This is a genomic window from Micromonospora sp. WMMD754 (genome assembly GCF_049315235.1).
GTDB classification, from domain to species: Bacteria; Actinomycetota; Actinomycetes; order Mycobacteriales; family Micromonosporaceae; genus Micromonospora; species Micromonospora sediminicola.
In genome coordinates, this window is sequence record NZ_CP186058.1 from 3,696,460 (window position 1) to 3,719,522 (window position 23,063).

The 23,063-nt window shown below is 73.9% G+C and carries 26 protein-coding genes; 16 read left to right on the forward strand and 10 right to left on the reverse strand.

The genetic code is table 11. The annotated features are described in order from the left end of the window. Positions 1-56: 56 nt before the first annotated feature. The 3 genes from ACN27B_RS17940 (at position 57) to ACN27B_RS17950 (ending at position 3,199) form a co-directional block, all read left to right on the forward strand. Positions 57-1,277 carry a S8 family peptidase gene (locus ACN27B_RS17940; protein ID WP_099161993.1) on the forward strand — a complete coding sequence of 407 codons (1,221 nt, stop codon included), beginning with the start codon at positions 57-59 and terminating at the stop codon, positions 1,275-1,277. 111 nt (positions 1,278-1,388) lie between these two features. Next, on the forward strand, positions 1,389-1,964 hold the full coding sequence (locus ACN27B_RS17945; RefSeq protein ID WP_091579592.1) for an HhH-GPD-type base excision DNA repair protein: 576 nt from the start codon (positions 1,389-1,391) through the stop codon (positions 1,962-1,964). A gap of 2 nt (positions 1,965-1,966) precedes the next feature. Further along, positions 1,967-3,199, forward strand: a complete 1,233-nt coding sequence (locus ACN27B_RS17950) for a low temperature requirement protein A (protein WP_099161992.1) — start codon at positions 1,967-1,969, stop codon at positions 3,197-3,199. Between the two features lie 4 nt (positions 3,200-3,203). On the opposite strand, the gene ACN27B_RS17955 is transcribed toward ACN27B_RS17950, so the two are convergent. Beyond that, entirely contained in the window at positions 3,204-3,515 is a 312-nt protein-coding gene (locus tag ACN27B_RS17955) for a hypothetical protein (protein WP_099161991.1), read from the reverse strand. Continuing rightward, the gene (locus ACN27B_RS17960) at positions 3,505-3,816 is read right to left on the reverse strand and encodes a hypothetical protein (protein ID WP_246248200.1); all 312 of its coding nucleotides are present in this window, start codon (positions 3,814-3,816) and stop codon (positions 3,505-3,507) included. Before ACN27B_RS17960 ends, ACN27B_RS17955 begins: the two co-directional genes overlap by 11 nt. A 106-nt stretch (positions 3,817-3,922) precedes the next feature. Between ACN27B_RS17960 and ACN27B_RS17965 the strand changes: the two genes are divergently transcribed. After that, positions 3,923-4,279 (forward strand): DUF3099 domain-containing protein, encoded by a 357-nt coding sequence (locus tag ACN27B_RS17965; RefSeq protein WP_099164711.1) that lies wholly within the window; start codon positions 3,923-3,925, stop codon positions 4,277-4,279. A gap of 315 nt (positions 4,280-4,594) precedes the next feature. Here the strand turns inward: ACN27B_RS17965 and ACN27B_RS17970 are convergent, their stop codons facing one another. Together ACN27B_RS17970 and ACN27B_RS17975 are read right to left on the reverse strand one after the other, a co-directional pair. Beyond that, positions 4,595-5,491, reverse strand: a complete 897-nt coding sequence (locus ACN27B_RS17970; RefSeq protein WP_099164710.1) for a carbohydrate kinase family protein — start codon at positions 5,489-5,491, stop codon at positions 4,595-4,597. 167 nt (positions 5,492-5,658) lie between these two features. Then, positions 5,659-6,585, reverse strand: a complete 927-nt coding sequence (locus ACN27B_RS17975; protein WP_422741049.1) for a pseudouridine-5'-phosphate glycosidase — start codon at positions 6,583-6,585, stop codon at positions 5,659-5,661. Between the two features lie 88 nt (positions 6,586-6,673). Between ACN27B_RS17975 and ACN27B_RS17980 the strand changes: the two genes are divergently transcribed. The 3 genes from ACN27B_RS17980 to ACN27B_RS17990 all read left to right on the forward strand — a co-directional run bounded on the left by ACN27B_RS17980 (position 6,674) and on the right by ACN27B_RS17990 (position 9,496). Further along, positions 6,674-6,892 carry a DUF3039 domain-containing protein gene (locus ACN27B_RS17980; RefSeq protein WP_091579574.1) on the forward strand — a complete coding sequence of 73 codons (219 nt, stop codon included), beginning with the start codon at positions 6,674-6,676 and terminating at the stop codon, positions 6,890-6,892. A 40-nt stretch (positions 6,893-6,932) separates the two neighbouring features. Next, entirely contained in the window at positions 6,933-7,577 is a 645-nt protein-coding gene (locus tag ACN27B_RS17985; RefSeq protein WP_099161989.1) for a trimeric intracellular cation channel family protein, read from the forward strand. Positions 7,578-7,774: 197 nt separating this feature from the next. Then, a complete protein-coding gene (locus ACN27B_RS17990; protein WP_098745846.1) occupies positions 7,775-9,496 on the forward strand; it encodes a DEAD/DEAH box helicase in 1,722 nt (573 codons plus the stop codon). 142 nt (positions 9,497-9,638) lie between these two features. Here ACN27B_RS17990 and ACN27B_RS17995 read toward each other — a convergent pair whose 3' ends face one another. After that, on the reverse strand, positions 9,639-9,872 hold the full coding sequence (locus tag ACN27B_RS17995) for a DUF7455 domain-containing protein (protein WP_013284786.1): 234 nt from the start codon (positions 9,870-9,872) through the stop codon (positions 9,639-9,641). Positions 9,873-10,117: 245 nt separating this feature from the next. Next, on the reverse strand, positions 10,118-11,731 hold the full coding sequence (locus ACN27B_RS18000; protein ID WP_091579563.1) for an RNA polymerase sigma factor: 1,614 nt from the start codon (positions 11,729-11,731) through the stop codon (positions 10,118-10,120). 287 nt (positions 11,732-12,018) lie between these two features. On the opposite strand from ACN27B_RS18000, the gene ACN27B_RS18005 reads away from it, so the two are divergent. Then, entirely contained in the window at positions 12,019-12,840 is an 822-nt protein-coding gene (locus ACN27B_RS18005) for an inositol monophosphatase family protein (RefSeq protein ID WP_422741050.1), read from the forward strand. Between the two features lie 95 nt (positions 12,841-12,935). Here the strand turns inward: ACN27B_RS18005 and ACN27B_RS18010 are convergent, their stop codons facing one another. Then, positions 12,936-13,451, reverse strand: a complete 516-nt coding sequence (locus ACN27B_RS18010; RefSeq protein WP_172968013.1) for a LytR C-terminal domain-containing protein — start codon at positions 13,449-13,451, stop codon at positions 12,936-12,938. Positions 13,452-13,888: 437 nt separating this feature from the next. Here ACN27B_RS18010 and ACN27B_RS18015 point away from each other — a divergent pair, with 437 nt between their 5' ends. Continuing rightward, positions 13,889-14,185 (forward strand): DUF4193 domain-containing protein, encoded by a 297-nt coding sequence (locus ACN27B_RS18015; RefSeq protein ID WP_013284790.1) that lies wholly within the window; start codon positions 13,889-13,891, stop codon positions 14,183-14,185. A gap of 269 nt (positions 14,186-14,454) precedes the next feature. Continuing rightward, positions 14,455-15,183: a hypothetical protein gene (locus ACN27B_RS18020; RefSeq protein WP_172968012.1), complete on the forward strand. Its 729-nt coding sequence runs from the start codon at positions 14,455-14,457 to the stop codon at positions 15,181-15,183. A 21-nt stretch (positions 15,184-15,204) separates the two neighbouring features. On the opposite strand, the gene ACN27B_RS18025 is transcribed toward ACN27B_RS18020, so the two are convergent. Beyond that, entirely contained in the window at positions 15,205-15,696 is a 492-nt protein-coding gene (locus ACN27B_RS18025; RefSeq protein ID WP_422741051.1) for a DUF3093 domain-containing protein, read from the reverse strand. A gap of 85 nt (positions 15,697-15,781) precedes the next feature. On the opposite strand from ACN27B_RS18025, the gene dut reads away from it, so the two are divergent. The 4 genes from dut to ACN27B_RS18045 all read left to right on the forward strand — a co-directional run bounded on the left by dut (position 15,782) and on the right by ACN27B_RS18045 (position 18,160). After that, positions 15,782-16,279: a dUTP diphosphatase gene (gene dut / locus ACN27B_RS18030; RefSeq protein ID WP_172968011.1), complete on the forward strand. Its 498-nt coding sequence runs from the start codon at positions 15,782-15,784 to the stop codon at positions 16,277-16,279. 25 nt (positions 16,280-16,304) lie between these two features. Then, positions 16,305-16,940, forward strand: a complete 636-nt coding sequence (locus ACN27B_RS18035) for a DUF3710 domain-containing protein (RefSeq protein WP_099164709.1) — start codon at positions 16,305-16,307, stop codon at positions 16,938-16,940. 162 nt (positions 16,941-17,102) lie between these two features. After that, complete coding sequence (locus ACN27B_RS18040) at positions 17,103-17,483, forward strand: OB-fold nucleic acid binding domain-containing protein (RefSeq protein ID WP_091579534.1); 381 nt, start codon at positions 17,103-17,105, stop codon at positions 17,481-17,483. Next, positions 17,480-18,160 carry a DUF3159 domain-containing protein gene (locus ACN27B_RS18045; protein ID WP_099161986.1) on the forward strand — a complete coding sequence of 227 codons (681 nt, stop codon included), beginning with the start codon at positions 17,480-17,482 and terminating at the stop codon, positions 18,158-18,160. The genes ACN27B_RS18040 and ACN27B_RS18045 overlap by 4 nt, the downstream gene beginning before the upstream one ends. A 15-nt stretch (positions 18,161-18,175) precedes the next feature. Here the strand turns inward: ACN27B_RS18045 and ACN27B_RS18050 are convergent, their stop codons facing one another. Both ACN27B_RS18050 and ACN27B_RS18055 read right to left on the reverse strand, forming a co-directional pair. Then, the gene (locus tag ACN27B_RS18050) at positions 18,176-18,865 is read right to left on the reverse strand and encodes a potassium channel family protein (RefSeq protein ID WP_091579526.1); all 690 of its coding nucleotides are present in this window, start codon (positions 18,863-18,865) and stop codon (positions 18,176-18,178) included. Positions 18,866-18,868: 3 nt separating this feature from the next. Beyond that, a complete protein-coding gene (locus tag ACN27B_RS18055) occupies positions 18,869-19,534 on the reverse strand; it encodes a potassium channel family protein (RefSeq protein ID WP_091579521.1) in 666 nt (221 codons plus the stop codon). Positions 19,535-19,692: 158 nt separating this feature from the next. On the opposite strand from ACN27B_RS18055, the gene ACN27B_RS18060 reads away from it, so the two are divergent. Both ACN27B_RS18060 and ACN27B_RS18065 read left to right on the forward strand, forming a co-directional pair. Further along, positions 19,693-21,741, forward strand: coding sequence for an APC family permease (locus tag ACN27B_RS18060; RefSeq protein ID WP_099161985.1), 2,049 nt, complete (start codon positions 19,693-19,695; stop codon positions 21,739-21,741). Positions 21,742-21,784: 43 nt separating this feature from the next. Continuing rightward, positions 21,785-23,026: a class I SAM-dependent RNA methyltransferase gene (locus tag ACN27B_RS18065; protein WP_422741052.1), complete on the forward strand. Its 1,242-nt coding sequence runs from the start codon at positions 21,785-21,787 to the stop codon at positions 23,024-23,026. The last annotated feature ends 37 nt before the right edge of the window (positions 23,027-23,063 follow it).

Below are 23,063 nucleotides of genomic sequence, written 5' to 3' on the forward strand. Positions count from 1 at the left end.
CCGTCGATGGGCGATCCGCCGGCCACGAACCGGCCCGCCCGGTAGGGAGCCAGACGATGCCCGACGTGTCCGTTCCCCGGCGGCGTGCGCTGCGCGCGCTCGCCGTCACGGCCGCCGCCGCGGCCCTCACCGCCGCCGCCTCCACCCCGGCCCTCGCCGCGCCGACCGGCGAGATCCGGTACGCCGGCGCCGCCGACGCCGTCAGCGGCAGCTACGTGGTCGTGCTCAAGGGCGACGCGGTCGGCGCCGCGAACAGCCGCACCGCCCGCACCGCCGTGCCGGACCGGGCCGCCGGCCTGGCCAAGCGCTACGGCGGCGCCGTCGGCACGGTGTGGAGCGCCGCCCTCACCGGCTACAACGCCACGATGAGCGCCGCGCAGGCCCGTCGGCTGGCCGCCGACCCGGCCGTCGCCTACGTCGAGCAGGACCGCCGGGTGACCGTCCAGGGCACCCAGACCGGCGCCACCTGGGGTCTGGACCGGATCGACCAGCGCAACCTGCCGCTCAACAGCACCTACACCTACCCGAACACGGCCAGCAACGTGCGGGCCTACATCATCGACACCGGCATCCGGACCACCCACACCGACTTCGGTGGCCGGGCGACCTGGGGCACCAACACGGTGGACAGCAACAACACCGACTGCAACGGCCACGGCACGCACGTCGCCGGCACGGTCGGCGGCACCCGGTACGGCGTGGCCAAGGGCGTCCGCCTGGTCGCCGTGAAGGTGCTCAACTGCTCCGGCAGCGGCACCACCGCCGGCGTGATCAGCGGCGTCAACTGGGTCACCTCGAACGCGGTGAAGCCGGCCGTGGCCAACATGAGCCTCGGTGGCGGCGCCAGCAGCACGCTGGACAACGCGGTGGCCAACTCGATCAGCTCCGGCATCACGTACGCCGTCGCGGCCGGCAACTCCAGCGCCAACGCCTGCAACTCCTCGCCGGCCCGGGTCGCCTCGGCGCTCACCGTCGGCTCCACCACCAGCAGCGACGCGCGGTCGTCCTTCTCCAACTACGGCTCCTGCGTGGACATCTTCGCCCCGGGCTCGTCGATCACCTCGGCCTGGCGCACCAGCGACACCGCGACCAACACGATCAGCGGCACGTCGATGGCGTCCCCGCACGTGGCCGGCGCCGCGGCGCTCGTGCTCGGCGCCAACCCCGCCTACACCCCCTCCCAGGTGGCCAGCTACCTGACCAGCAACGCCACCACCGGCAAGGTGACCAACCCGGGCTCGGGCTCGCCGAACCGGCTGCTCTTCGTGGTGAACTGACCGCACCGTGAGCCGCGCGGCCCGGTGGACCCCAGCCCGGTCCACCGGGCCGCGTCGCGCGCGTCGGGGAGTCGCCCCCGCGGCCGGTGGCCGGGGCGGCAGGATGGGGGCATGACGCTCTCCCTGCCCATCGACCCGCAGGCCAACGAGCTGCTCGGGCGCAGCCCGCTGGCGTTGCTCCTCGGCATGGTGCTGGACCAGCAGGTGCCGATGGAGAAGGCGTTCTCCTCGCCGTACGTGCTGACCCAGCGGCTCGGCCACGAGCCGGACGCCCGGGAACTGGCCGGGTACGACCCGGAGGCCCTGGTGGAGCTGTTCGCCCGGCCGCCGGCGCTGCACCGCTTCCCCAAGGCGATGGCCGCCCGCACCCAGGAGGTCTGCCGGGCGCTGGTCGAGCGCTACGACGGCGACCCGGCCCGGCTCTGGTCCGACGCGGCCGACGGCCGGGAGCTGCTGCGCCGGGTGGGTGAGCTGCCCGGCTTCGGCCGGCAGAAGGCGCAGATCTTCGTCGCCCTGCTCGGCAAGCGGTTCGGGGTCACCCCGGCGGGCTGGCGCGAGGCGGCCGGCGACTACGGCGACCCGGCGGCCCACCGGTCGGTGGCCGACGTGACCGACCCCGAGTCGCTGCGCCGGGTGCGCGAGTTCAAGCAGCGGATGAAGGCGGAGGCGAAGGCCGCGAAGGGCTGACGATGAGCGAGCAGCGGGGCGGGGCGCTGCTGCGCACCATGGCCAGCTCGGAGCGGGCCACGTTCCTGGAGCTCTTCTTCGACCTGGTCTTCGTCTTCGCGCTGACCCGGGTGTCGCAGCGACTGATCACCGACATCGACGGCTCCGGCGAGGCGATGGCCGCCGATGTCGGCCGGACGCTGCTGCTCTTCCTGGTCCTCTGGCAGGTCTGGACGATCACCACCTGGGTGACCAGCCGGTACGAGCCGGACCGGGTCGTGATCCAGGCGCTCGTGGTGGGCACCATGTTCGGCAGCCTGGTGCTCGGGGTGACGCTGCCCCGCGCGCTGGAGGAGCGGGCGTTGCCGTTCGTGCTCGCGTACGTGGTGATGATGGTCGGCCGGCCACTGGTGATCGTGGCGGCGCTGCGCGGCCACCCGCGACGGACGGTTCCGCTGCGGCTGGCGGTCTGGGCCGGCATGAGCGCGCCGCTCTGGCTGGCCGGCGCGCTCATGCCCGGGGCGCGCCTGCCGCTGTGGGTGGTGGCGCTGGCGGTGGACTACCTCGGCACGTACCTGGGCTGGCCGCTGCCCCGGCTCGGGCGGTCCCGCATCCGCAGCTGGCTGATCGCCGGGGAACACCTGGCCGAGCGGTACCAGCAGATCTTCCTCATCGCGCTCGGCGAGTCGGTCCTGGTGATCGGGGTGGCCTACAGCGGCGAGCGGTTCTCCCGGCAGGGCGCCGCCGCGTTCACGCTCGCGTTCCTGGTCACCGCGCTGCTCTGGCGGATCTACTTCCACCGGGCCGGGTTCCTGCTCGCCGAGGCGCTGCGCCGGGCCGGCTCCCCGGGACGGCTGGCCGAGTCGGCCGCGCAGACGCACCTGTTCATGGTGCTCGGGGTGCTCGCCGCCGCGGTCGGCTACGAGCTGGTCATCGCCCACCCGTTCGACCCGGCCGAGCCGCGCTGGCTGGTCTTCGTGGTGGGTGGCCCGGCCCTGTTCCTGGCCGCCCGGTCCCGCTTCGAGTACGAGATCTTCGGCCGGATCTCCCGCTCCCGGTTGGCCGGGCTGCTGGCCCTGGTGCTGCTCGCGCCCGTGCTGACGGCCGGGTCGGCGCTGCTGGCGCTGGGCACGGTGGCCGGCGTGCTGGCGCTCGTCGCGCTCGCCGACGCCCGGCACGCCCGGGGGCGGCCACCGGAGTCCTCCGCCTCGCCCCTGGGCCGGGAGATGCGCGGTGAGGCCGGCCCCGAGGCGTGAGGGGTCAGGCGGCGGTCGGGCGGGACAGCGAGGCCAGCGCGCGGCGCACGTCGGCCAGGGAGACGGTGGCCGAGTCGTCCAGGTCGGCCAGACCGGCCTCGATCCACTGCCGCATCAGGGTGGTCACCCCGATGCCGCGCGCCTCGGCGGCGGCCCGGACCCGGTCGTAGGTCTCCAACGGCAGCCGCACGGAGCGGCTCACCATCGGCACGTCGCTGTCGGGGGTGGGCAGCTGCGCCGGCGACGTCTCGTCGATCAGGTCGGCGAACGTGTCGCCGCCGGCGTGGAACCGCTTGGTCGCCTCGTCACGGTGCATGGTGACCGCCTCCTCGTCGGCGTGACCTCCGCACCGCCTCGTCGTAGCGCTTGGCCTCGACGTCGCTCAGTTCGCGGGCGGAGAGGATGTCCCAGTCGTTGTCGGTGCCGTCGGCCTCGGCCAGCAGCACGGCGAGTCGTCGGCCCCGGTGGTCGGTGGCGTAGACCACCATGACGTCGTCGCCGAGGTGCCGGATGACCCGACGGTTGCTGTGCAGGGCCTCCCAGACTTCCCCGGGTGTGACGTCGTAGACCCGCAGGTTCGCCAGCGCCTCGTCGGTGAAGCTGAACCGGTTGGCCACGAGACGGAGCGTACCACGCACGTAACACGAACCGGGTGGGTCGAAGTTCGCCGATCATCCGTCCGGAGTGACAGGATGGGCCGTATCCCCTCGTAGGAGGTCCGTGGTGAAGCGTCAGGCTTACCAGCCGATCCTGATCACCGACGCCCCGCGCAGCCAGGACGACCAGCTCACCAGTCGGCAGAAGCGCTACGTGCTGATGATGGGCGTCCGGGTCGCGTGCCTGGTCGCGGGCGCGATCCTGGTCGGCGTCAAGGCCCCGCTGCTCTGGCTCTGGCTGCCGCTGTGCGGGCTCGGCATGGTGCTCATCCCGTGGCTCGCGGTGCTCCTGGCCAACGACCGCCCGCCCAAGGAGGAGCACCGCCTGTCCACCAGGTTCCAGCAGCGCCACCGCGACGAGACGCCGCCGATGGCGCTCCCGGCCGAGGAGCGCCCGCACAAGGTCATCGACGCCGAACCCTGACCCGAGTTCTCCGCACCCTCCGCGGGCAGCGCTCAGCAGCGCGGACGAACGGCGCGTCGCGGCTCGGCGTGTCGCGGCGAGTGACGACCCTCCTCACGAGCGATATACCTCTGAGTCATAAAAATGCCTGAGAGGTATATCGGCCTATGCAGAACCTCTGTGCCGTGCCGTCGGCGCCGTGGCCCCGCCACCCCCTGCCGAGCCGGCCCTGCTGAGCCGGCCCCCGCACCACGCCGAACCGGCCTTGTACCGGTGCCGCGTCCGGGCCGGCCCCGCCAGCCCCGCCCCGGCGGCGTGCCGGCCCGGCGGGCGCGGTCAGGCGACGGGGCGTGCGCCGACGGTCGTCACGGCCAGCGCGCCGAGGTCGCCCGCGCGGGCCAGGGCAGCGCGCGGGTCGGCGCCGGCCAGCCAGGCGGTGAGCAGACCGGCCGCGAACGCGTCCCCGGCCCCGGTGACGTCCACCACGGCCACCCCGGGCGCCGGCGCCGTCTCCACCCGGCCCCCGCGCTCCACCCAGACGGCGCCGGCCGCGCCGCGCTTGACCACCACCCGGTGCGCCACCGACGTCAGCGCCCGCGCCTGGGCCGCCGGATCCAGGCCGCCGGCCAGCACCGTCGCCTCGTCGGTGTTGACCAGCAGCAGGTCGACGTCGCGTACCCAGGTCAGGAACGACCCGCCGACGCGCCGCAACGGCGCCGCGGAGGCCGCGTCGACGCTGACGGTCAGCCCGCGCTCGCGGGCCGCGGCCAGCGCGCGCAGGCCCGCGCCGCGCGACCCGACGTCCAACAGGGTGTACGCGGACAGGTGCAGATGCCCGACGTCGGGCGCCGCCGCCAGGGCCGCGTCCACGTGCCCGGCGGTCAGACGCAGGTTGGCCCCCCGCTGGCTGACCATGGTCCGCTCGCCGCCGTGGGTGAGCACGATGACGGTGCCGGTGGGATAGCCCTCGTGCCGCTCCACCACGCAGTCCACGCCGGTCCGGGTCAGCTCGGCCACCCGCTCCCGGCCGGTCTCGTCGTCGCCGACGGCGGCTACCAGCGTCACGGCCGCGCCCTGCCCGGCGAGCCAGGCCGCCGTGTTGGCCGCCTGGCCGCCGCCGCTGAACCGGATCCCGGCCGCCGTGTCCGAGCCGGTGGCCAGCGGGCCGGACAGCACCGCGAGCACGTCCGTGATCACGTCGCCGACGACGACGACGCGCGGCACCCCGCTCATGCCGTGCTGGCTGGGCATGTTCTCACGGCCCTCGCTGCGCTCGGTGCGTTCGCTCATGCGGGGTCGGCTGGGCATGTTCTCACGGCCCTCGCTGCGCTCGGTGCGTTCGCTCATGCGGGGTCGGCTGGGCATGTTCTCACGGCCCTCGCTGCGCTCGGTGCGTTCGCTCATGCCGGGCGACGCTTCGCGGCGGCGACCGCGATCCGGGCCGCCAGGGCGGCGTTACGCAGGATGATGCGGACGTTCACCGCCAGGCTGGCGCCCTCGGTGGCGGTGTGGAAGTGGGCCAGCAGGAACGGCGTCACCGCCTTGCCGGTGATCCCCTCGCGGGCCAGCGCGGCCAGCCCCTCGGCCAGCGTCCGGTCGTGCAGCGCCGGGTCGAGCTGCTCGTCGACCGGCAGCGGGTTGGCCACGACCAGCCCCCCGTGGTGCACGCCCTGCGCCGCGCGGGCGGCCAGCACGTCGGCCACCTGCTCCGGGGACTCGACCGACCAGTCCAGGTCGAACCCGGCGTCGGTCAGGTAGAACCCGGGGAAGCGGCGGGTGCGGTAGCCCACCACGCCCACCCCGAGCGTCTCCAGCCGTTCCAGCGTCGCGCCCACGTCGAGGATCGACTTCACCCCGGCGCAGACCACGGCGATCGGCGTACGGGCCAGGGTGACCAGGTCCGCCGACTCGTCGAACGTCTGCGCCGCCTCGCGGTGCACGCCGCCGAGCCCGCCGGTGGCGAACACCCCGATCCCGGCAGCCGCCGCGACCGCGCTGGTGGCCGCCACCGTGGTGGCCCCGTCCGCGCCGGTCGCCGCAGCCGGCGCCAGGTCGCGGACCGAGAGCTTGCTCACGCCGTCGACGGTGGCGAGCCGGGTGAGCTGGGCGTCGTCCAGCCCGACCCGCAGCTCACCGGCGACCATGCCGATGGTGGCCGGCACCGCGCCCGCGTCCCGGACCGCCTGCTCGATCTCGCGCGCCACACGCAGGTTGTCCGGCCGGGGGAGGCCGTGCGAGACGATCGTGCTCTCCAGCGCCACGACCGGGCGCCCGTCGCGCAGGGCGTCGGCCACGTCACTGCCGAGGCTGATGTGAAAGTTGGTCACTTCGGCTACGGTACGGGCCGCTCCCGGGGCGGGCCCAGCTGGACCGGCCCGGGCGGACCTGCAAAACTGGAAGGTCGGAGGTGCAGACGTGAGCACAGAGGTTCTCGAGCGTCCCGAGCTGAAGGACGCCGACACTGGTCCCGAGATGTTCCACTACGTCCGCAAGGAGAAGATCGCCGAGAGTGCCGTCATGGGCACCTACGTGGTCGCGCTCTGCGGTGAGACGTTCCCGGTCACCAAGGCCGCCAAGCCCGGCTCGCCGGTGTGCCCGAAGTGCAAGGAGATCTACGACTCCTACTCGGAGTGATCGCGGGCGGCTCCGCCGCCCGCCCACGTAACCTGCGGCGGTGACCACCTCCACCGCGCTGCTCCTCGCCGACCTCACCGGCGTGGCGGTGTTCGCCGCCTCCGGCGCCTCCGCGGCGGTGGCGAAACGACTCGACCTGTTCGGGGTGGTCTTCGTCGGTGTGGTCGCCGCCCTCGGCGGCGGCATCTTCCGCGACCTGGTGATCGACGAGGTCCCCCCGCTGGCGTTCGCCGACTGGCGGTACGCGGTCACCGCCGCCGTCACCGCCGCCGCGGTGTTCCGGCTGCACCCCCAGCTCGCCCGGCTGCGCACCACCGTGCTGGTGCTCGACGCGGCCGGCCTCGCCCTGTTCACCGTCACCGGCACGCTCAAGGCGCTCGACGCGCACGTGCCCGCCGTCGGCGCCTGCATGATCGGCATGCTCACCGCGATCGGCGGTGGGCTGGGCCGCGACCTGCTCACCGGCGAGATCCCGGTGGTGCTGCGTTCGGAGATCTACGCGGTCGCCGCGCTCGCCGGCTCGATCGTGGTGGCGCTGCTGTCGACCTACGGACACGCCACCGCACTGCCGCTGACCGGCGCGGCGGTCTTCGTGTTCGGGCTGCGCCTGATCGCGCTGCGGCGACGCTGGTCGGCGCCGGTGCCCACGATGCGCCCGCCCCGCACCGGGACCCGCTGGCCGTAGCCGGCGACCGTCGCGCACCGGGGTGGGCGGATGTGACCAGCGTGGCGTCGAGTGGGGCGGAACGCCCCCGCTGGTTATGCTGAGTCGGCCTTCGCGGCACCGGATGCGCGAGGGCCTTTTCATGGGCGGCGGCTCCCGTGGCCCCGGTCGGGCCCGCCGCCGTCCGCGGCGGAGAGGAGCCACGCGTGCCACCGCGGATGCCCGCGCTCGACACGTTCCCGCCCCTGCGTGCCTGGCAACGCAAGGCGATGGTGGAATACCTGCGCCGGCGGGCCGAGGACTTCACCGCGGTCGCCACGCCCGGCGCCGGAAAGACCACCTTCGCGCTGCGGATCGCCGCCGAACTGCTCGCCGACGGCACCGTCGAGGCGGTCACCGTGGTCGCGCCGACCGAGCACCTGAAGACCCAGTGGGCGCAGGCCGCGGCCCGGGTCGGCATCCAGCTCGACGCCGCGTTCCGCAACGCCGACCTGCACTCCGCCGCCGACTTCCACGGCGCCGTGGTCACCTACGCCCAGGTCGGCATGGCGCCGCAGGTGCACCGACGACGCACCATGACCCGGCGGACGCTGGTGATCCTCGACGAGATCCACCACGCCGGCGACGCCCGCACCTGGGGCGACGGCGTCAAGGCCGCGTTCGAGCCCGCGGTACGCCGACTGATGCTCACCGGCACGCCGTTCCGCTCCGACGACAACCCGATCCCGTTCATCAGCTACGAACGCGGCGGGGACGGGCTGCTGCGCTCCCGCGCCGACTCGGTCTACGGCTACTCCGACGCGCTGCGCGACGGGGTGGTCCGGCCGGTGCTGTTCCTGGCCTACTCGGGGGAGACCCGGTGGCGCACCAACGCCGGCGACGAGCTCGCCGCGCGGCTGGGCGAGCCGATGACACAGGACCTGATCGCCCAGGCGTGGCGGACCGCGCTGGACCCGGCCGGCGACTGGATGCCGCAGGTGCTGCGCGCCGCCGACGCCCGGCTCAGCGTGCTGCGGGCCAACGGCATGCCCGACGCGGGCGGCCTGGTCATCGCCAGCGACCAGCAGGTGGCCCGCGCGTACGCGAAGCTGCTGGAGCAGGTGACCGGTGAGAAGGCCGCCGTGGTGCTCTCCGACGACCAGGGCGCCTCGGCGCGGATCGCGACGTTCGCGGCCTCCGAGCAGCGGTGGCTGGTCGCGGTGCGGATGGTCTCCGAGGGCGTGGACATCCCCCGGCTGGCCGTCGGCGTGTACGCGACCAGCGCCAGCACCCCGCTCTACTTCGCGCAGGCGATCGGCCGGTTCGTCCGGGCCCGCCGGTCCGGCGAGACCGCGTCGGTCTTCCTGCCCAGCGTGCCGCACCTGCTCGGGCTGGCCAGCGAGATGGAGGCCGAGCGGGACCACGTGCTCGGCAAGCCCAAGGACCGCGAGGGCTTCGAGGACGACCTGTTGGAGCGCGCCCAGCGCGACGACGGGGCCAGCGGCGAGCTGGAGAAGCGGTTCGCCGCGCTCTCCGCCACCGCCGAGCTGGACCAGGTGATCTTCGACGGCGCCTCGTTCGGCACCGCCGCCCAGGCCGGCACCCCGGAGGAGGAGGAATACCTCGGCCTGCCCGGGTTGCTCACCGCCGACCAGGTCTCGCTGCTGCTGACCAAGCGGCAGGCCGAGCAGCTCGCCGCGCAGAAGCGTCGAGCCGCCCTACGGACCGCTGAGCCGGCCGCTGCCGCCCCGGCGGCGGTGCCCCCACCGATGAGTGCGGCCCAGCGTCGGGTGGCGCTACGGCGGCAGCTGAACGCCCTGGTGGCCGCGCGGCACCACCGCACCGGCCAGCCGCACGGCAAGATCCACGCCGAGTTGCGCCGGATCTGCGGTGGCCCGCCCAGCGCCCAGGCCACGATCGAGCAGCTCGAGGAGCGCATCGCCACCGTGCAGACCCTGTAAGGAAGGGCCCCTTCCTAACGCCTCCGGTAGTGCAGGGGCCCCCTGTTAACACCTGGGCGCGCGGGTACGAAAAACCGACCGGAGGCGACCCGTGTGGGTGCCTCCGGTCGGTTATGTCGAGTTGCGGATTTCCTGTCGGACCTCAGTTCGCCATCAGATCGGCGCCACGCCAGCTGAACTCCGGGTCCGACGCGTAGCGCACGGTGATCTTCACGAGATCCTCCGCGTACTTGTTCGCGTGGTGCCCACAGAACACCAGCTCGCTCCCACCCGCCAGAGTGATCCGGAGCTTGCCGGCAGCATTGCAGCGGTCGCACCGTTCATCGGCGGCCGGGGGGCTCACCGTCTCGGGCGGCGGCGTGAGGGTCGGGGTCATCGCCTTCCTCCTCTGGTCGTCACCGATGAACACTCTCTTCGGTTGCTCACCTATCGTGCAACACCCATCTCGGGCCCTGCCTTCCCTGTGTGCCCGCGGGGGACCGAGGTCACACCTGGCGTGGAAGACAGTGTGCCGTGCACCAAGGGTGCCACGTCAACGATCACAAACAGGCAACCGACCGATCACCGATGAGTGTTCTACGGCTGGTGATCAAACCGGCACGACGAGTTGACGTGCGGTGGTCAGTCCAGGTAGTCGCGGAGCACCTGGGAACGCGAGGGGTGCCGCAACTTGGACATCGTCTTGGATTCGATCTGCCGGATGCGTTCCCGGGTCACGCCGTACACCTGGCCGATCTCGTCCAGGGTGCGCGGCTGACCGTCGGTCAGGCCGAACCGCAGGCGTACCACGCCCGCCTCGCGCTCGGACAGCGTCTGCAGGACCTGCTGGAGCTGGTCCTGCAGCAGCGAGAACGACACCGCGTCGACGGCCACCACGGCCTCGGAGTCCTCGATGAAGTCGCCGAGCTGGCTGTCACCCTCGTCACCGATGGTCTGGTCGAGCGAGATGGGCTCCCGGGCGTACTGCTGGATCTCCAGCACCTTCTCCGGTGTGATGTCCATCTCCTTGGCCAGCTCCTCCGGGGTGGGCTCGCGGCCCAGGTCCTGGAGCAGCTCGCGCTGGATCCGGCCGAGCTTGTTGATCACCTCGACCATGTGCACCGGGATGCGGATGGTGCGGGCCTGGTCGGCCATGGCGCGGGTGATGGCCTGGCGGATCCACCAGGTGGCGTACGTGGAGAACTTGTAGCCCTTGGTGTAGTCGAACTTCTCGACGGCGCGGATGAGGCCGAGGTTGCCCTCCTGGATCAGGTCGAGGAAGGCCATGCCGCGTCCGGTGTAGCGCTTGGCCAGCGAGACCACCAGGCGGAGGTTGGCCTCCAACAGGTGGTTCTTGGCCCGCTCACCGTCCCGGGAGATCCACATCAGGTCGCGCTGCAGGTCGCGGACCAGCTTCTCCTCGCCCTCGTCGGCGGCGCGCAGCCGCTCGGCGGCGTAGAGGCCGGCCTCGATCCGCTTGGCGAGCTCGACCTCCTGCTCGGCGTTGAGCAGCGGCACCTTGCCGATCTGCTTGAGGTAGGCACGGACCGAGTCGGCGGAGGCGGTCAGCTCGGCGTCCCGGCGCGCCTGCTTGAGCGCCTCGGACTCCTCGTCGTCCCACTCGAAGTCGTTGTCGGTGGCGGAGCTGGCGGCGTCGGCCTCGGCGGCCTGGGTCAGCTCGGCCGGCTCCTCGACCACGACGTCCTCGATCTCGGCGGCCAGCTCCTCCGGGTCGATCTCGCCCTCGGCGCCCTCGCCCTTGGCGCCGGCCTTGCCGGACTTCGCCGCGGCGGTCTTGGCGGCCACGGTGGCCTTGGTGGCCCGGGTCGCCTTGGTGGCCTTCGCCGGGGCGGCGGCCTTGGCGGCCACGTCGGCGGTGGTGCCGGCGGCCTTGCGCGCCGTCGCCTTCCGCGGGGCCGGCGCCGGGGACTCCTCGGCGGCGGGCGCCTGCTTCGGGGCGGGCGCGGCGGCCTTCTTGGTGGTCTTGGCGGTGGTCGCCCGGGAGGCCGGGGTGGCGGACCGGGCCGCGGCGACCCGCGGGCGGCGGGTGCTCGCCGAGCCGTCCACGACCACCGTCACGCCCGCCTCGGAGAGCGCACGGAGGATCTTCTTGGCCTGGGCCGGGGTCACCTCAGCGGACTCGACGGTGCGCGCGAGCTGGGCCGACGTGAGCTGGCCGCCGGCGCTCTGCGCGTGGGCGATCAGGGTGTCGGTGAGCGAGCGAACGTCGGCGCCGGTCTGGCGGGGTTCTGTCACGAATGACCTTCCGGAGGCGAAAGAGCGAGCACGGCCGGGTCGTCCGGCGCAGCACGAACGGCCGTGCCGGGCGAGTCGTTGAGGGACCCCCGTGTCCCGGGCCGTCCGGTCGGTGGCGGTCCGTGGCGCGTGGGCAGGGTGAATTGTAACGCCGTCTGCCGCGATCATCCTGCGCCGCACGGCGTACCGGTGGTCCGGGACCGCCGAATCAGCGCAGATGTGGACTTTGTAAGGATGATACCCACGCGCGATGCGGGCGGTCCCGATCGTGCGGGAAGGGGACGAACATGATCACCTCGGCGCCCACGCCGCGGGAGTTGCTCACGATCGCCGTCGAGGTGGCCCGCGACGCCGCCGCCACCGCGCACCGGATGCGGGCCGAGGGCGTGTCGGTGGCCGCGACCAAGAGCACGGCGACCGACGTGGTCACCGCCGCCGACCGCGCGGTCGAGCGGCAGGTGCTGGCGGCGCTGCGGGAGCGCCGCCCCGGCGACGCGGTGCTCGGCGAGGAGTACGGCACGGGGGACACCGGCCCGGCCGCCGAGGACGGCGTGCGCTGGATCGTCGACCCGATCGACGGCACCGTCAACTACCTCTACGGGCTGCCCTACTGCGCGGTCTCGCTCGCCGCCGAGGTGGCCGGCGAGGTCGTGGCCGGGGTGGTACGCAACGTGGCCACCGGCGAGGAGTGGACCGCCACCGCCGGCGGCGGGGCCTGGCGGGACGGGGAGCGGCTGCGCTGCTCCGCCGAGACCGACCTGGGGCAGGCGCTGGTCGCCACCGGCTTCGGGTACGACGCCGGCCGCCGGGCGCACCAGGCCCGCGTGGTCGCCGAGCTGATCCCGCACGTGCGGGACATCCGCCGGATGGGCGCGGCCGCGCTCGATCTCTGCCTGGCCGCCGAGGGGCGGGTGGACGCCTACTACGAGAAGGGGCTCGCCGCCTGGGACCTCGCCGCCGGCGGGCTGGTCGCCCGCGAGGCCGGGCTGCTGGTGACCGGGCTGTCCGGTCGGGCGGCCGGGCCGGACCTGGTGCTCGCCGCGCCGCCGGCGCTGCACGGGCCGCTGCACACCCGCCTCGCCGACCTGGACGCCTCCGGCGGGCCGTGACCGGCACGCGCCCTCGTACGAGTCAGGGCGGCCTCCCGAACCGCGGAGGCCGCCCTGCGTCGTCGTCGGGTCGGGCCGGGTGACCGGCCCGCCGGTCACTTGTCGACCGGCATCGGGCACGTCTCCGGCGGCGCCTCGGGCGCGCCCAGGTCGCCGAGCGACTGGTTCACCTCGGTCGTGGTGGCCAACTGCTGGAAGCCGTTGCCCAGGACCACGTCGACGCTGTCGTCCTTGCGGTTCGGGTCGAACTTCCGCTCGGCCTCGTTGAGGAAGTACGCCCGCAGCAGGTGCGCCGAGCCCACGCCCTTGGGGCCGTAGCGCAGCATGGCCACGCCGTCGAACGCCTTCTTCTCGTTGCCGACCTTCTTGACCTGGAACTTGCGGTTGCGGAAGTCGTCCGCGACGAGGCCGGCCCGCCCGGCCTCGTCGGTGGCGTTGTAGACGTTGAGCTTCACGTCCTTCTGCTCCCGCAACCGCAGGTCGACCAGCTGCCAGCCGTCCGGGCACCCGCCGGCCGTGCCCGCGTTGCTCTGGGTGTCGCGCACCACCGCGACGACCACGATGACCAGGGCGATGACCGCCAGCAGTCCGACGACAACGAGTGCCCGCACTCGCGCAAAACTCATCCTGGGCGCTCCCCCGGACAGTGATTGGGTGGCGGCGGCCGCCGCGGTCGGGCCGCGTCTGTGGCCGTCCAGTACGCCGCTGAGGTTAACCCTTGTCCGGCTCCCGCGTGGAAACAGTCCGACATGCCGGCGCGCCACCGGGGGAACGGGTAGGACTACCCCTATCTTCGTGTCGCCTGAGTCACATTGGGAACAACTTCGGGCGCAGGGGCGTACATCTCTCCCGCGAGGGCGGTATACATGCCTCGCCCAAAGGGGGGGTAAGGTTCCGCGCTCGCCGGGGGGTTCCGCTCCGGCGAGCCCGACCCAACGGTCGTCGGGTCGGGTGCCCGACACAGATGGTGGCCGGCCAGGGGAACCGAAACGGCGTCGTCCGGCGTTACAACCGGCAGCGACCATATCGATATTGGAGAGTGAAACCGATGGCCACCGACTACGACGCCCCGCGTCGCGACGAGGTCGACCTCGGCGAGGACAGCCTGGAAGAGCTCAAGGCCCGGCGGGTCGACTCACAGTCGGGCGCCGTGGACGTCGACGAGGCCGAGGTGGCCGAGAGCTTCGAGCTGCCCGGCGCCGATCTGGCCGACGAGGAGCTCACGGTCAAGGTCCTCCCGATGCAGCAGGACGAGTTCCGGTGCGCGCGCTGCTTCCTGGTCCACCACCGCAGCCAGCTGGCGGTCGAGCGCAACGGCGACCTGATCTGCCGCGAGTGCGTCTGATCCCGTCCGGGGAAACCGGCGGCGGCCCCGGTGCGGGGCCGCCGCTGTTCGAGCCGCCGTGCGCGGGTGGCCGGAAGCTGCTTGACTCGTAGCGGCGGCTGCCACGCCGCACGGAGCAGGAGGGCGGACGGGTGAGCGAGCGCAGCGAGCGTGCGGACGGGACCGACCGGACGCCGGCCCCGGAGCCGGGACCGGCGCCGACCACCCCGGACGCGGCCACCGCTCCGGCCGAGCCGGGCCGGGCGCCGTCCGGTGCGGACGGTGACGAGCTGGGCGCGACCGTCGCCGCCCTGACCGCCGACGACATCGCGCCGGCCCGACGCCGGCAACTGCTGGTCCGGATGGTCGGCCAGGCCCGGGCCCGCGGCATCACCGACCTGTTCAAGCCCAAGGCGGCGCTGCGCTGGATGACGGACACCGTCGCCGAGGTCGCCCCGCACGTGCCGATCCGGGACCTGGCCACGCTCCGGCGGCACTTCCCGGGGCTGGACGACGACGCGCTGGCCGACCGGCTGGTCCGCAACGCCTCCCGGGCCACCGCCGGGGTCGGCGCGGCCGGCGGCGGGGTCGCCGCGGTCGAGTGGGCGGTCACGCCCACGCTGCTCTCCGCCCCCGTCCTGCTGGCCGCCGAGACGGTAGCGGTGGTGGCGATCGAGCTGAAGCTGATCGGCGAGCTGCACGAGATCCACCGGATGCCGCTGCCCACCGGCGGCACCGCCCGCGCCGTGGCGCTGGTGCAGTCCTGGGCCGGGCAGCGGGGGATCAACCCGATGATGCCGGGCGTCGGGGTGAGCGCGGTGCTGGGCACCGCCGCCCGCCGCGAGCTGCGCGACAGCCTGCTGCGCCGGTTCGGTCGCAACCTCACCACGCTCGGGCCGTTCCTGACCGGCGCCGCGGTGGCCGGCTACCTCAACCGGCGGGCCACCCGCGCGCTCGGCGAGCAGCTCCGCAAGGATCTCCGGCACACCGCCCGCGGCCTGCCGCACAAGCGGGGCTGAGGGCCCGGCGGGAGACGACGGTCAGCCCGCGTCTCGGGCGGCCAGCAGGGCCGCCGCCAGCTCCACCGGACGCCGGGTGCTGACCACCCAGAACGGGGTCGGGTCCGCCGGGTCGTCCAGCACCACCTGGACCGCGCCGCCGACCCAGGGACGCTGGACCACGAAGGCGAGCGGGTCGGCGCCGACGCCGAGCACCTCGCGCCGGCCGGCCGCGTCCAGCGGCACCACGTCCGCGACGTGCCGCACCGGCAGGTGGGCGTCGTCGACCCGCAGCTCGCCGTCGCGCACCTCGACCCGGATCCGGCCCAGCCACCACAGAGCGGCCATCGTGCCGGGGATCAGCAGCACGAACGGCAGCCAGGCGCGGACCCCGGTCGCGCCCAGCCACAGCTCGGCGGCGAGCAGCCCGGCCACCGCCAGGCCGACCGGCCAGGCCCACCAGGGCAGCCCGAGGCGCTCCGCGTACGGCGCGGGGGTGGCCGTCGGGGCGGCCGGGGATGACGACTGACGCACACTGCGAGGGTACGGCGCGCGGCGGGTCGGCCAACCGGCAGGATGGCAGGGTCACCCCGCGAGGACCGGACGGAAGAGGATGACCGTGACAGACGTCGTACCCGTGCCCGTACGGCAGCTCGACCCGGAGCTGCCGCTGCCGGCGTACGCCCATCCCGGCGACGCCGGCGCGGACCTGGTGTCCGCCGTGGACGTGGAGCTGCCGCCCGGCGGCCGGGCCCTGGTGCCCACCGGCGTCGCGGTGGCGCTGCCCGAGGGGTACGTGGGCCTGGTCCACCCCCGATCGGGGTTGGCCGCCAGGCTCGGCGTGACGGTGCTCAACGCGCCCGGTACGGTCGACGCCGGCTACCGGGGTGAGATCCTGGTCAACCTGATCAATCATGATCGGGACACGCCGGCCACGATCAGCCGGGGCGACCGGATCGCCCAGCTGGTGGTCCAGCGGGTCGCCCGGGCCGAGTTCCGGCCGGTGGCCGAGCTGCCCGGGTCGCGGCGCGGCACCGGTGGGCACGGATCCACCGGCGGGCACGCCGGCCTGGTTCCGGCTCCGGCCGGTGGGCAGGACGAAGAGGTGGCAGGGTGAGTGCGAACAGCGGAGGGTGGGCGCAGTGATCTTCTCCCGGAAGCGGGCCGACGAGACGCGTGACGACGCGGTCCTCGACGTCGAGGAGGCCGCCGGGCCGTCCCGCGGCCCGTACGACGTCAGCGAGGCGCCCGACGCGCCCCGGCTGGACCTGGGCAGCCTCCAGATCCCGGCGGTGCCGGACGTGGAGGTGCGGGTGCAGGCCGACCCGCAGGGGGTGATCCAGCAGGTGGTGCTGGTGCACGGGCAGAACGCGCTGCAGCTCGGCGTCTTCGCCGCGCCCCGGTCCGACGGCATCTGGGACGAGGTGCGCGAGGAGATCCGCCAGTCGCTGTTCAACGACGGCGCCGCGGCCCAGGAGGTCGAGGGCGAGTACGGCACCGAGCTGCGCGCCCGGCTGCGCACCCCGGACGGCATGACCGACCTGCGGTTCGTCGGCATCGACGGGCCGCGCTGGATGGTCCGCGGCGTCTTCCAGGGCCAGGCGGCCACCGACCCGGCCGCCGCCGGCCCGCTGGCGGCCTGCTTGGACGGCCTGGTGGTCGACCGCGGGCAGGAGGCCAAGCCGGTGCGGGAGCCGCTGCCGCTGCGGCTGCCCCGCGAGGTCGCCGAGCAGCAGGCCGCCCAGGAGCAGGCCGCCGCCGGTCCGCAGGAGGTCTGACGCACCGTGCCGGGCCCGGTCCCGTCGGCCTCCGGGCCGGCGGCGCCGGGCCCGTCGCGTGCGCGCCCCCGCCGGTCCCGCCGGCGCGCCGGATCGGCGTACGCTGGCGGGACGGTTCCGCCGTCCGCGGAGCCCCGGCGTGGAGAGGGTGACGCGGAGGTCATGACGACCGACCAGGGCCGGGTGTCGCTGCGGCGGCTCCTGCAACGGCTCACCGCGAGCGAGGCCGAGATCGAGGCGCAGGAGCTGCGCCGGGAGAGCGCCGAGTCCGGCGGCACGCCGACCCACCAGTGCAACCGGGGCCAGGTGGTCTCGGTGGCCGGGCGGCTGCGCACGGTGGTCTACACGCCGCGCACCAACCTGCCCACGCTGGAGGCCGACCTCTACGACGGCAACGACGTGGTCACCCTGGTGTGGCTGGGCCGGCGGCACATCGCCGGGATCGAGCCGGGCCGGCACCTCACCGCCCGCGGCCGGGTGGCCGTGCGGGACGACCGCAAGGTGATCTACAACCCGTACTACGAGCTGGAGTCGCCGAAGTGACGACCGGACAGCAGCGCACCCCGTCGGGGCTCGACCCGCAGGACGACGAGCGGCTGCCCAGCATCGCCGAGCAGATGGCCGACCAGTTGGGCGGCTGGCGCGGCCTGGTCGAGTCGAGCATCCCGGTGGTGGTCTTCGTGATCGCCAACGTGGTGGGCGAGCTGCGTCCCGCGGTGATCGCCTCGGTCGCGGTGGCGCTGCTGATCGCCGTGCTCCGGCTGGTGCAGCGGCGGCCGGTGCGGCACGCGGTGAACGGGCTGTTCGGCGTCGGCATCGGCGCGGCCATCGCCTGGCGCACCGGCAACGAGCGCGACTTCTACCTGCCCGGCATCCTCTACGGCATCGGCTACGGGCTGGCGCTGCTGCTGTCGGCCGCGATCCGGCAGCCGCTGGTCGGCTGGATCTGGTCGGTGCTGGTGGCCAAGGGCCGCTCCGAGTGGCGCGACGACCCCAGGCTGGTGCGCACCTTCACCCAGCTCACCGTGCTCTGGGGCGTGGTGTGGCTGGCCAAGGTCGGCGTGCAGGCCGGGCTCTACCTGGCCCACCAGGACACCGCGCTCGGCGTGGCCCGGCTCGCCCTGGGTTACCCGCCGTACGCGCTGCTGCTCCTGATCACGGTCTGGGTGGTGCGCCGGGTCACCCGGGAGGGCGCCCCCGCCCCGCTGCCCGGCGCCTGAGGGTCCCCCCGCCCGTCAGGGGCGTCCGCGGTGCCGCTCGGTGCTCTCCGGGCCCAGGATGACGCCGCGCACCTCGTCCTCCACCTCCGCCGTGCACACGAAGACCAGCTCGTCGCCGGCCTCGATCGGGTCGTCCGGGGTGGGCACCAGCACCCGCTTGCCGCGCAGGATCGCCACCAGCGCCGCGTCCCGGGGAAGCGGCACCGCGTGGATCGGCTGCCCGACGTAGGGCGCGGTCGGCGGCAGCGTGATCTCGACCAGGTTCGCCTCGCCCTGCCGGAACGTCATCAGCCGGACCAGGTCGCCGACGGTGACCGCCTCCTCGACCAGCGCCGCCATCACCCGCGGCTTGCTGACCGCGACGTCCACGCCCCACTGGTCCGTGAAGAGCCACTCGTTCTCCGCCCGGTTGACCCGGGCGACCACGCGGGGCACCGCGAACTCGGTCTTGGCCAGCAGCGAGACCACCAGGTTGACCTTGTCGTCGCCGGTGGCCGCCACCACCACGTCGCAGCCGGCCACGTTGGCCTCCTCGAGGCTGGCCAGCTCGCACGCGTCGGCGAGCACCCAGTCGGCGGCCGGGACCCGGTCCGGCCGCAGCATCTTGGGCTGCCGCTCGATCAGCATCACCTGGTGGCCGTTGTCGATCAGCTCCTGGGCGATCGAGCGGCCCACGTTGCCGGCGCCGGCGATGGCGATCCGCATGGCTCAGTGCCCCCCTTCCGGCGGCGTCGCCGCCACCGACGTGACCGACGCGGTGATGTCGTCGGTCACCAGCATGAAGACCTGGTCGCCCTCCTGCACCACGGTGGAGGCGGTGGGCAGGGTGCCGATCCCGAACCGGGTCAGGTAGGCCACCCGGGCGCCGACGGCCTCCTCCAGCTGCCGCAGCGACCGGCCGATCCAGTCCTTGTGCACCGGCACCTCGATGATCGACACGGTGCTGGTCGGGTCGCGGAAGATCTCCACGTTGCCCTCGGGGACCAGGTGCCGCAGCATCCGGTCGGCGGTCCACCGGACCGTCGCCACGGTGGGGATGCCGAGGCGCTCGTAGACCTGGGCGCGGCGCTGGTCGTAGATCCGGGCCGCGACCCGGGAGACGCCGAACGTCTCGCGGGCCAGCCGGGCCGAGATGATGTTGGAGTTGTCGCCGCTGGAGACCGCGGCGAACGCGTCGGCCCGCTCGATGCCGGCCTGACGCAGCACCTCGCCGTCGAAGCCGGCGCCGGTGACCGTGATGCCCGCGAAGTCCGGCCCGAGCCGGCGGAACGCGTCCGCGTCCTGGTCGATCACCGCCACCGAGTGCCCCCGGGACTCCAGGCTGTGGGCCAGGGTCGACCCGACCCGGCCACAGCCCATGATCACGACATGCACGGTGTCCGCTCCTCCCACGGTGCCGCCCGCCGACCCGTCGTCTGCGAGCCTGCCACGTCCCCGCCCGCGACGGGGCACCGAACCGTACCGCGCGGTCGCGCGCGGGGGTGATCAGCCACCCCACCGTCCCGAGCCGGCTGGCCGTACGCTTGGCGGTTGTGGCCCGACCCACCTCGCTGCTGAAGCGACTCCTCCTCGGTCGACCGTTCCGGTCCGACCGCCTGCAGCACACCCTGCTGCCCAAGCGCATCGCGCTGCCGGTCTTCGCCTCCGACGCGCTCTCCAGCGTGGCGTACGCGCCGGACGAGATCCTGCTGACGCTCTCCATCGCGGGCGCCTCGGCGTTCTTCTTCTCGCCGTGGATCGCGCTGGCCGTCGTCGTGGTGATGCTCACCGTGGTGGCGAGCTACCGGCAGAACGTGCACGCGTACCCCTCCGGCGGCGGCGACTACGAGGTGGCCACCGTCAACCTCGGGCCGCGCGCCGGCCTCGCGGTGGCCAGCGCGCTGCTCGTCGACTACGTGCTCACGGTCGCCGTGTCGGTCTCCTCCGGCGTGGCCAACCTCGGCTCGGTGGTGCCGTTCGTGGCCACCCACAAGGTGCTCATCGCGGTCAGCGCGGTCGTGCTGCTCACCGCGATGAACCTGCGCGGCCTGCGCGAGTCGGGCACCGCGTTCGCCATCCCCACCTACGGCTTCGTCATCGTCATCGGCGGCATGCTGCTGACCGGGTTCGTGCGGATCTTCGTGCTCGGCGACGACCTGCAAGCCCCCAGCGCCGGCCTGGAGATCCACGCCGAGCACAGCGTGACCGGCTTCGCGCTGATCTTCCTGCTGCTGCGCACGTTCTCCTCCGGCTGCGCCGCGCTCACCGGCGTCGAGGCCATCTCCAACGGCGTACCGGCGTTCAAGTCGCCCAAGTCGAAGAACGCGGCGACCACGCTGCTGCTGCTCGGCACCATCGCGGTCAGCATGCTGGTCGGCATCATCCTGCTGGCCCGCCGGACCGGTCTGCAGTTCGTCGAGGACCCGACCACGCAGATCGTCGGCGGCCCGGCCGGGTACGTGCAGAAGACGGTCACCGCGCAGCTCGGCGAGACCGTGTTCGGCAGCGGCTCGGTGCTGCTCTACGTGGTCGCCGGCATGACCGCGCTGATCCTGTTCCTGGCCGCCAACACCGCGTTCAACGGTTTCCCGGTGCTCGGCTCGATCCTCGCCCAGGACCGCTACCTGCCGCGCCAGCTGCACACCCGGGGCGACCGGCTGGCGTTCTCCAACGGCATCGTCTTCCTCGCCGTCTTCGCGGTGGTGCTGATCGTCGGCTTCCAGGCCGAGGTGACCCGGCTCATCCAGCTCTACATCGTCGGCGTCTTCGTCTCGTTCACGCTCTCCCAGGCCGGCATGATCCGGCACTGGAACCGGCACCTGCGCACCGAGCGCGACCCGGAGGCCCGGCGGCGGATGATCCGCTCCCGGGCGATCAACACGTTCGGCATGGCCATGACCGGCATCGTGCTGATCATCGTGCTGGTCACGAAGTTCCTGCTCGGCGCGTGGATCGCGATCGTCGCCATGGCGGTGATGTACGTGGTCATGCTGGCCATCCGCCGGCACTACGACCGGGTCGCGGCCGAGCTGGAGCCGACCGAGCAGCGGGCCGTGCTGCCCGCCCGCAACCACGCCATCGTGCTGGTCAGCAAGCTGCACCAGCCGACCCTGCGGGCCGTCGCGTACGCCCGGGCGACCCGACCGGACACGCTGACCGCGGTGACCGTCAACGTGGACGAGAAGGACACCCGGGACCTCCAGGCCGACTGGGAGCGCCGGGAGCTGCCGGTGCCGCTGACCGTGATCGACTCCCCGTACCGGGAGATCACCCGGCCGATCCTCAACTTCGTCGCCTCGGTCCGCCGCGAGTCGCCCCGCGACGTGGTCACCGTCTTCATCCCCGAGTACGTGGTCGGGCGCTGGTGGGAGAACCTGCTGCACAACCAGAGCGCGCTGCGGCTCAAGGGCCGGCTGCTGTTCGAGCCGGGCGTGATGGTGACCAGCGTGCCCTGGCAGCTCGCCTCCACCGCCAGCAAGAACCTGGACCGCCTCGACGCCACGCTCAGCCGCGGTCCGGCCCGCGGCCCCCGGGTGGCGCCGCAGAGCACGCTGCCGCCGCCGGTCGGCACCACGGCCCCCGAGCAGGAGGGCCGACAGTGAGCCGGTGTCGCGAGCCCCGCAGTCGCGAACGAAGGAGGACGCCGTGAGCGCCGCGCCGGAACGCCCCGGGCTGGAGGAGGCCGAGCGGGTCGAGCTGACCGTCGACGCGGTCGCGCCGGGCGGGCACTGCGTGGCCCGGGTCGGCGGCCAGGTGGTCTTCGTCCGGCACGCGCTGCCCGGCGAGCGGGTGGTGGCCGAGGTGACCGAGCTGCACCGCGGCTTCGCCCGCGCTGACGCGGTGGAGATCCTCGACGCCTCCCCGGACCGGGTCGTCCCGCCCTGCCCGTACGCCCGGCCCGGCGCGTGCGGCGGCTGCGACCTCCAGCACGTCGCCCCGGCGGCCCAGCTCGACTGGAAGGTCGCCGTGGTGCGCGAGCAGCTCACCCGGCTGGGTCGGCTCACCGACGCCCAGGTGGACGCGCTCGGCGTCCGGGTCGAGGCGCTGCCCGGCGGGCCGCTGGGCTGGCGCTCCCGGGTCCGCTACGCGGTCGACGCGACCGGCCGGGCCGGGCTGCTCAAGCACCGCTCGCACGAGGTGGTGCCGATCGACAGGTGCCTGATCGCCCACCCGGCGATCCAGGAACTGCCGGTGCTGCCGTCCACCGGGGCGCGCTGGCCGGACGCCGACGCGGTGGAGACGGTCGCCAGCACCGGCGGGGACGTCGCCGTGGTCGCGTACGCCGAGGGGGTCGCCACGGCGGTGAGCGGGCCGGAGCGGGTCCGGGAGACGGCGGCCGGGCGGCCCTTCACGCTGCCCGCCTCCGGCTTCTGGCAGGTGCACCCGGCGGCGGCCGACGCCCTGGTCGGCGCCGTGATCGACCTGCTCGACCCGCGTCCGGGCGAGAGCGCCTGGGACCTGTACGGCGGGGCCGGGCTGTTCGCCGCCGCGCTCGCCGGCCGGGTCGACGGGGCCCGGGTGACGGTGGTCGAGTCGGCGCCCGACGGGGTGGCCGCCGCCCGCACCAACCTGGCCGACCTGCCCGCCGTCGAGGTCGTCGCGGCCCGGGTCGAGACCGCGCTGGCCCGGCGCCGGATCACCGGCCCGGTCGACCTGGTGGTGCTCGACCCGCCGCGCTCCGGCGCGGGCGCCCCGGTGGTGCGCGGCGTGGTGGCCGCCGGGCCGCGCGCGGTCGCGTACGTGGCCTGCGACCCGGCCGCCTTCGCCCGGGACGTGCGCACGTTCGCCGAGGCGGGTTGGCGGCTGGCCGCGCTGCGCGGGTTCGACCTGTTCCCGATGACCCAGCACGTCGAGCTGGTCGGCCTGTTCCTGCCCCCGGCGCGTTAAGCGGGGGCCCTTCCTCTACCGAATCCGTTAAAAGGGG

Excerpts from the sequence above, each read along its gene's own strand:
- ACN27B_RS17940 (WP_099161993.1), top strand. The coding sequence starts at position 57 with ATGCCCGACGTGTCCGTTCCCCGGCGGCGTGCGCTGCGCGCGCTCGCC.
- ACN27B_RS17945 (WP_091579592.1), top strand. The coding sequence starts at position 1,389 with ATGACGCTCTCCCTGCCCATCGACCCGCAGGCCAACGAGCTGCTCGGG.
- ACN27B_RS17950 (WP_099161992.1), top strand. The coding sequence starts at position 1,967 with ATGAGCGAGCAGCGGGGCGGGGCGCTGCTGCGCACCATGGCCAGCTCG.
- ACN27B_RS17955 (WP_099161991.1), bottom strand. The coding sequence starts at position 3,515 with ATGCACCGTGACGAGGCGACCAAGCGGTTCCACGCCGGCGGCGACACG.
- ACN27B_RS17970 (WP_099164710.1), bottom strand. The coding sequence starts at position 5,491 with ATGAGCGGGGTGCCGCGCGTCGTCGTCGTCGGCGACGTGATCACGGAC.
- ACN27B_RS17990 (WP_098745846.1), top strand. The coding sequence starts at position 7,775 with ATGCCCGCGCTCGACACGTTCCCGCCCCTGCGTGCCTGGCAACGCAAG.
- ACN27B_RS17995 (WP_013284786.1), bottom strand. The coding sequence starts at position 9,872 with ATGACCCCGACCCTCACGCCGCCGCCCGAGACGGTGAGCCCCCCGGCC.
- ACN27B_RS18005 (WP_422741050.1), top strand. The coding sequence starts at position 12,019 with ATGATCACCTCGGCGCCCACGCCGCGGGAGTTGCTCACGATCGCCGTC.
- ACN27B_RS18015 (WP_013284790.1), top strand. The coding sequence starts at position 13,889 with ATGGCCACCGACTACGACGCCCCGCGTCGCGACGAGGTCGACCTCGGC.
- ACN27B_RS18040 (WP_091579534.1), top strand. The coding sequence starts at position 17,103 with ATGACGACCGACCAGGGCCGGGTGTCGCTGCGGCGGCTCCTGCAACGG.
- ACN27B_RS18050 (WP_091579526.1), bottom strand. The coding sequence starts at position 18,865 with ATGCGGATCGCCATCGCCGGCGCCGGCAACGTGGGCCGCTCGATCGCC.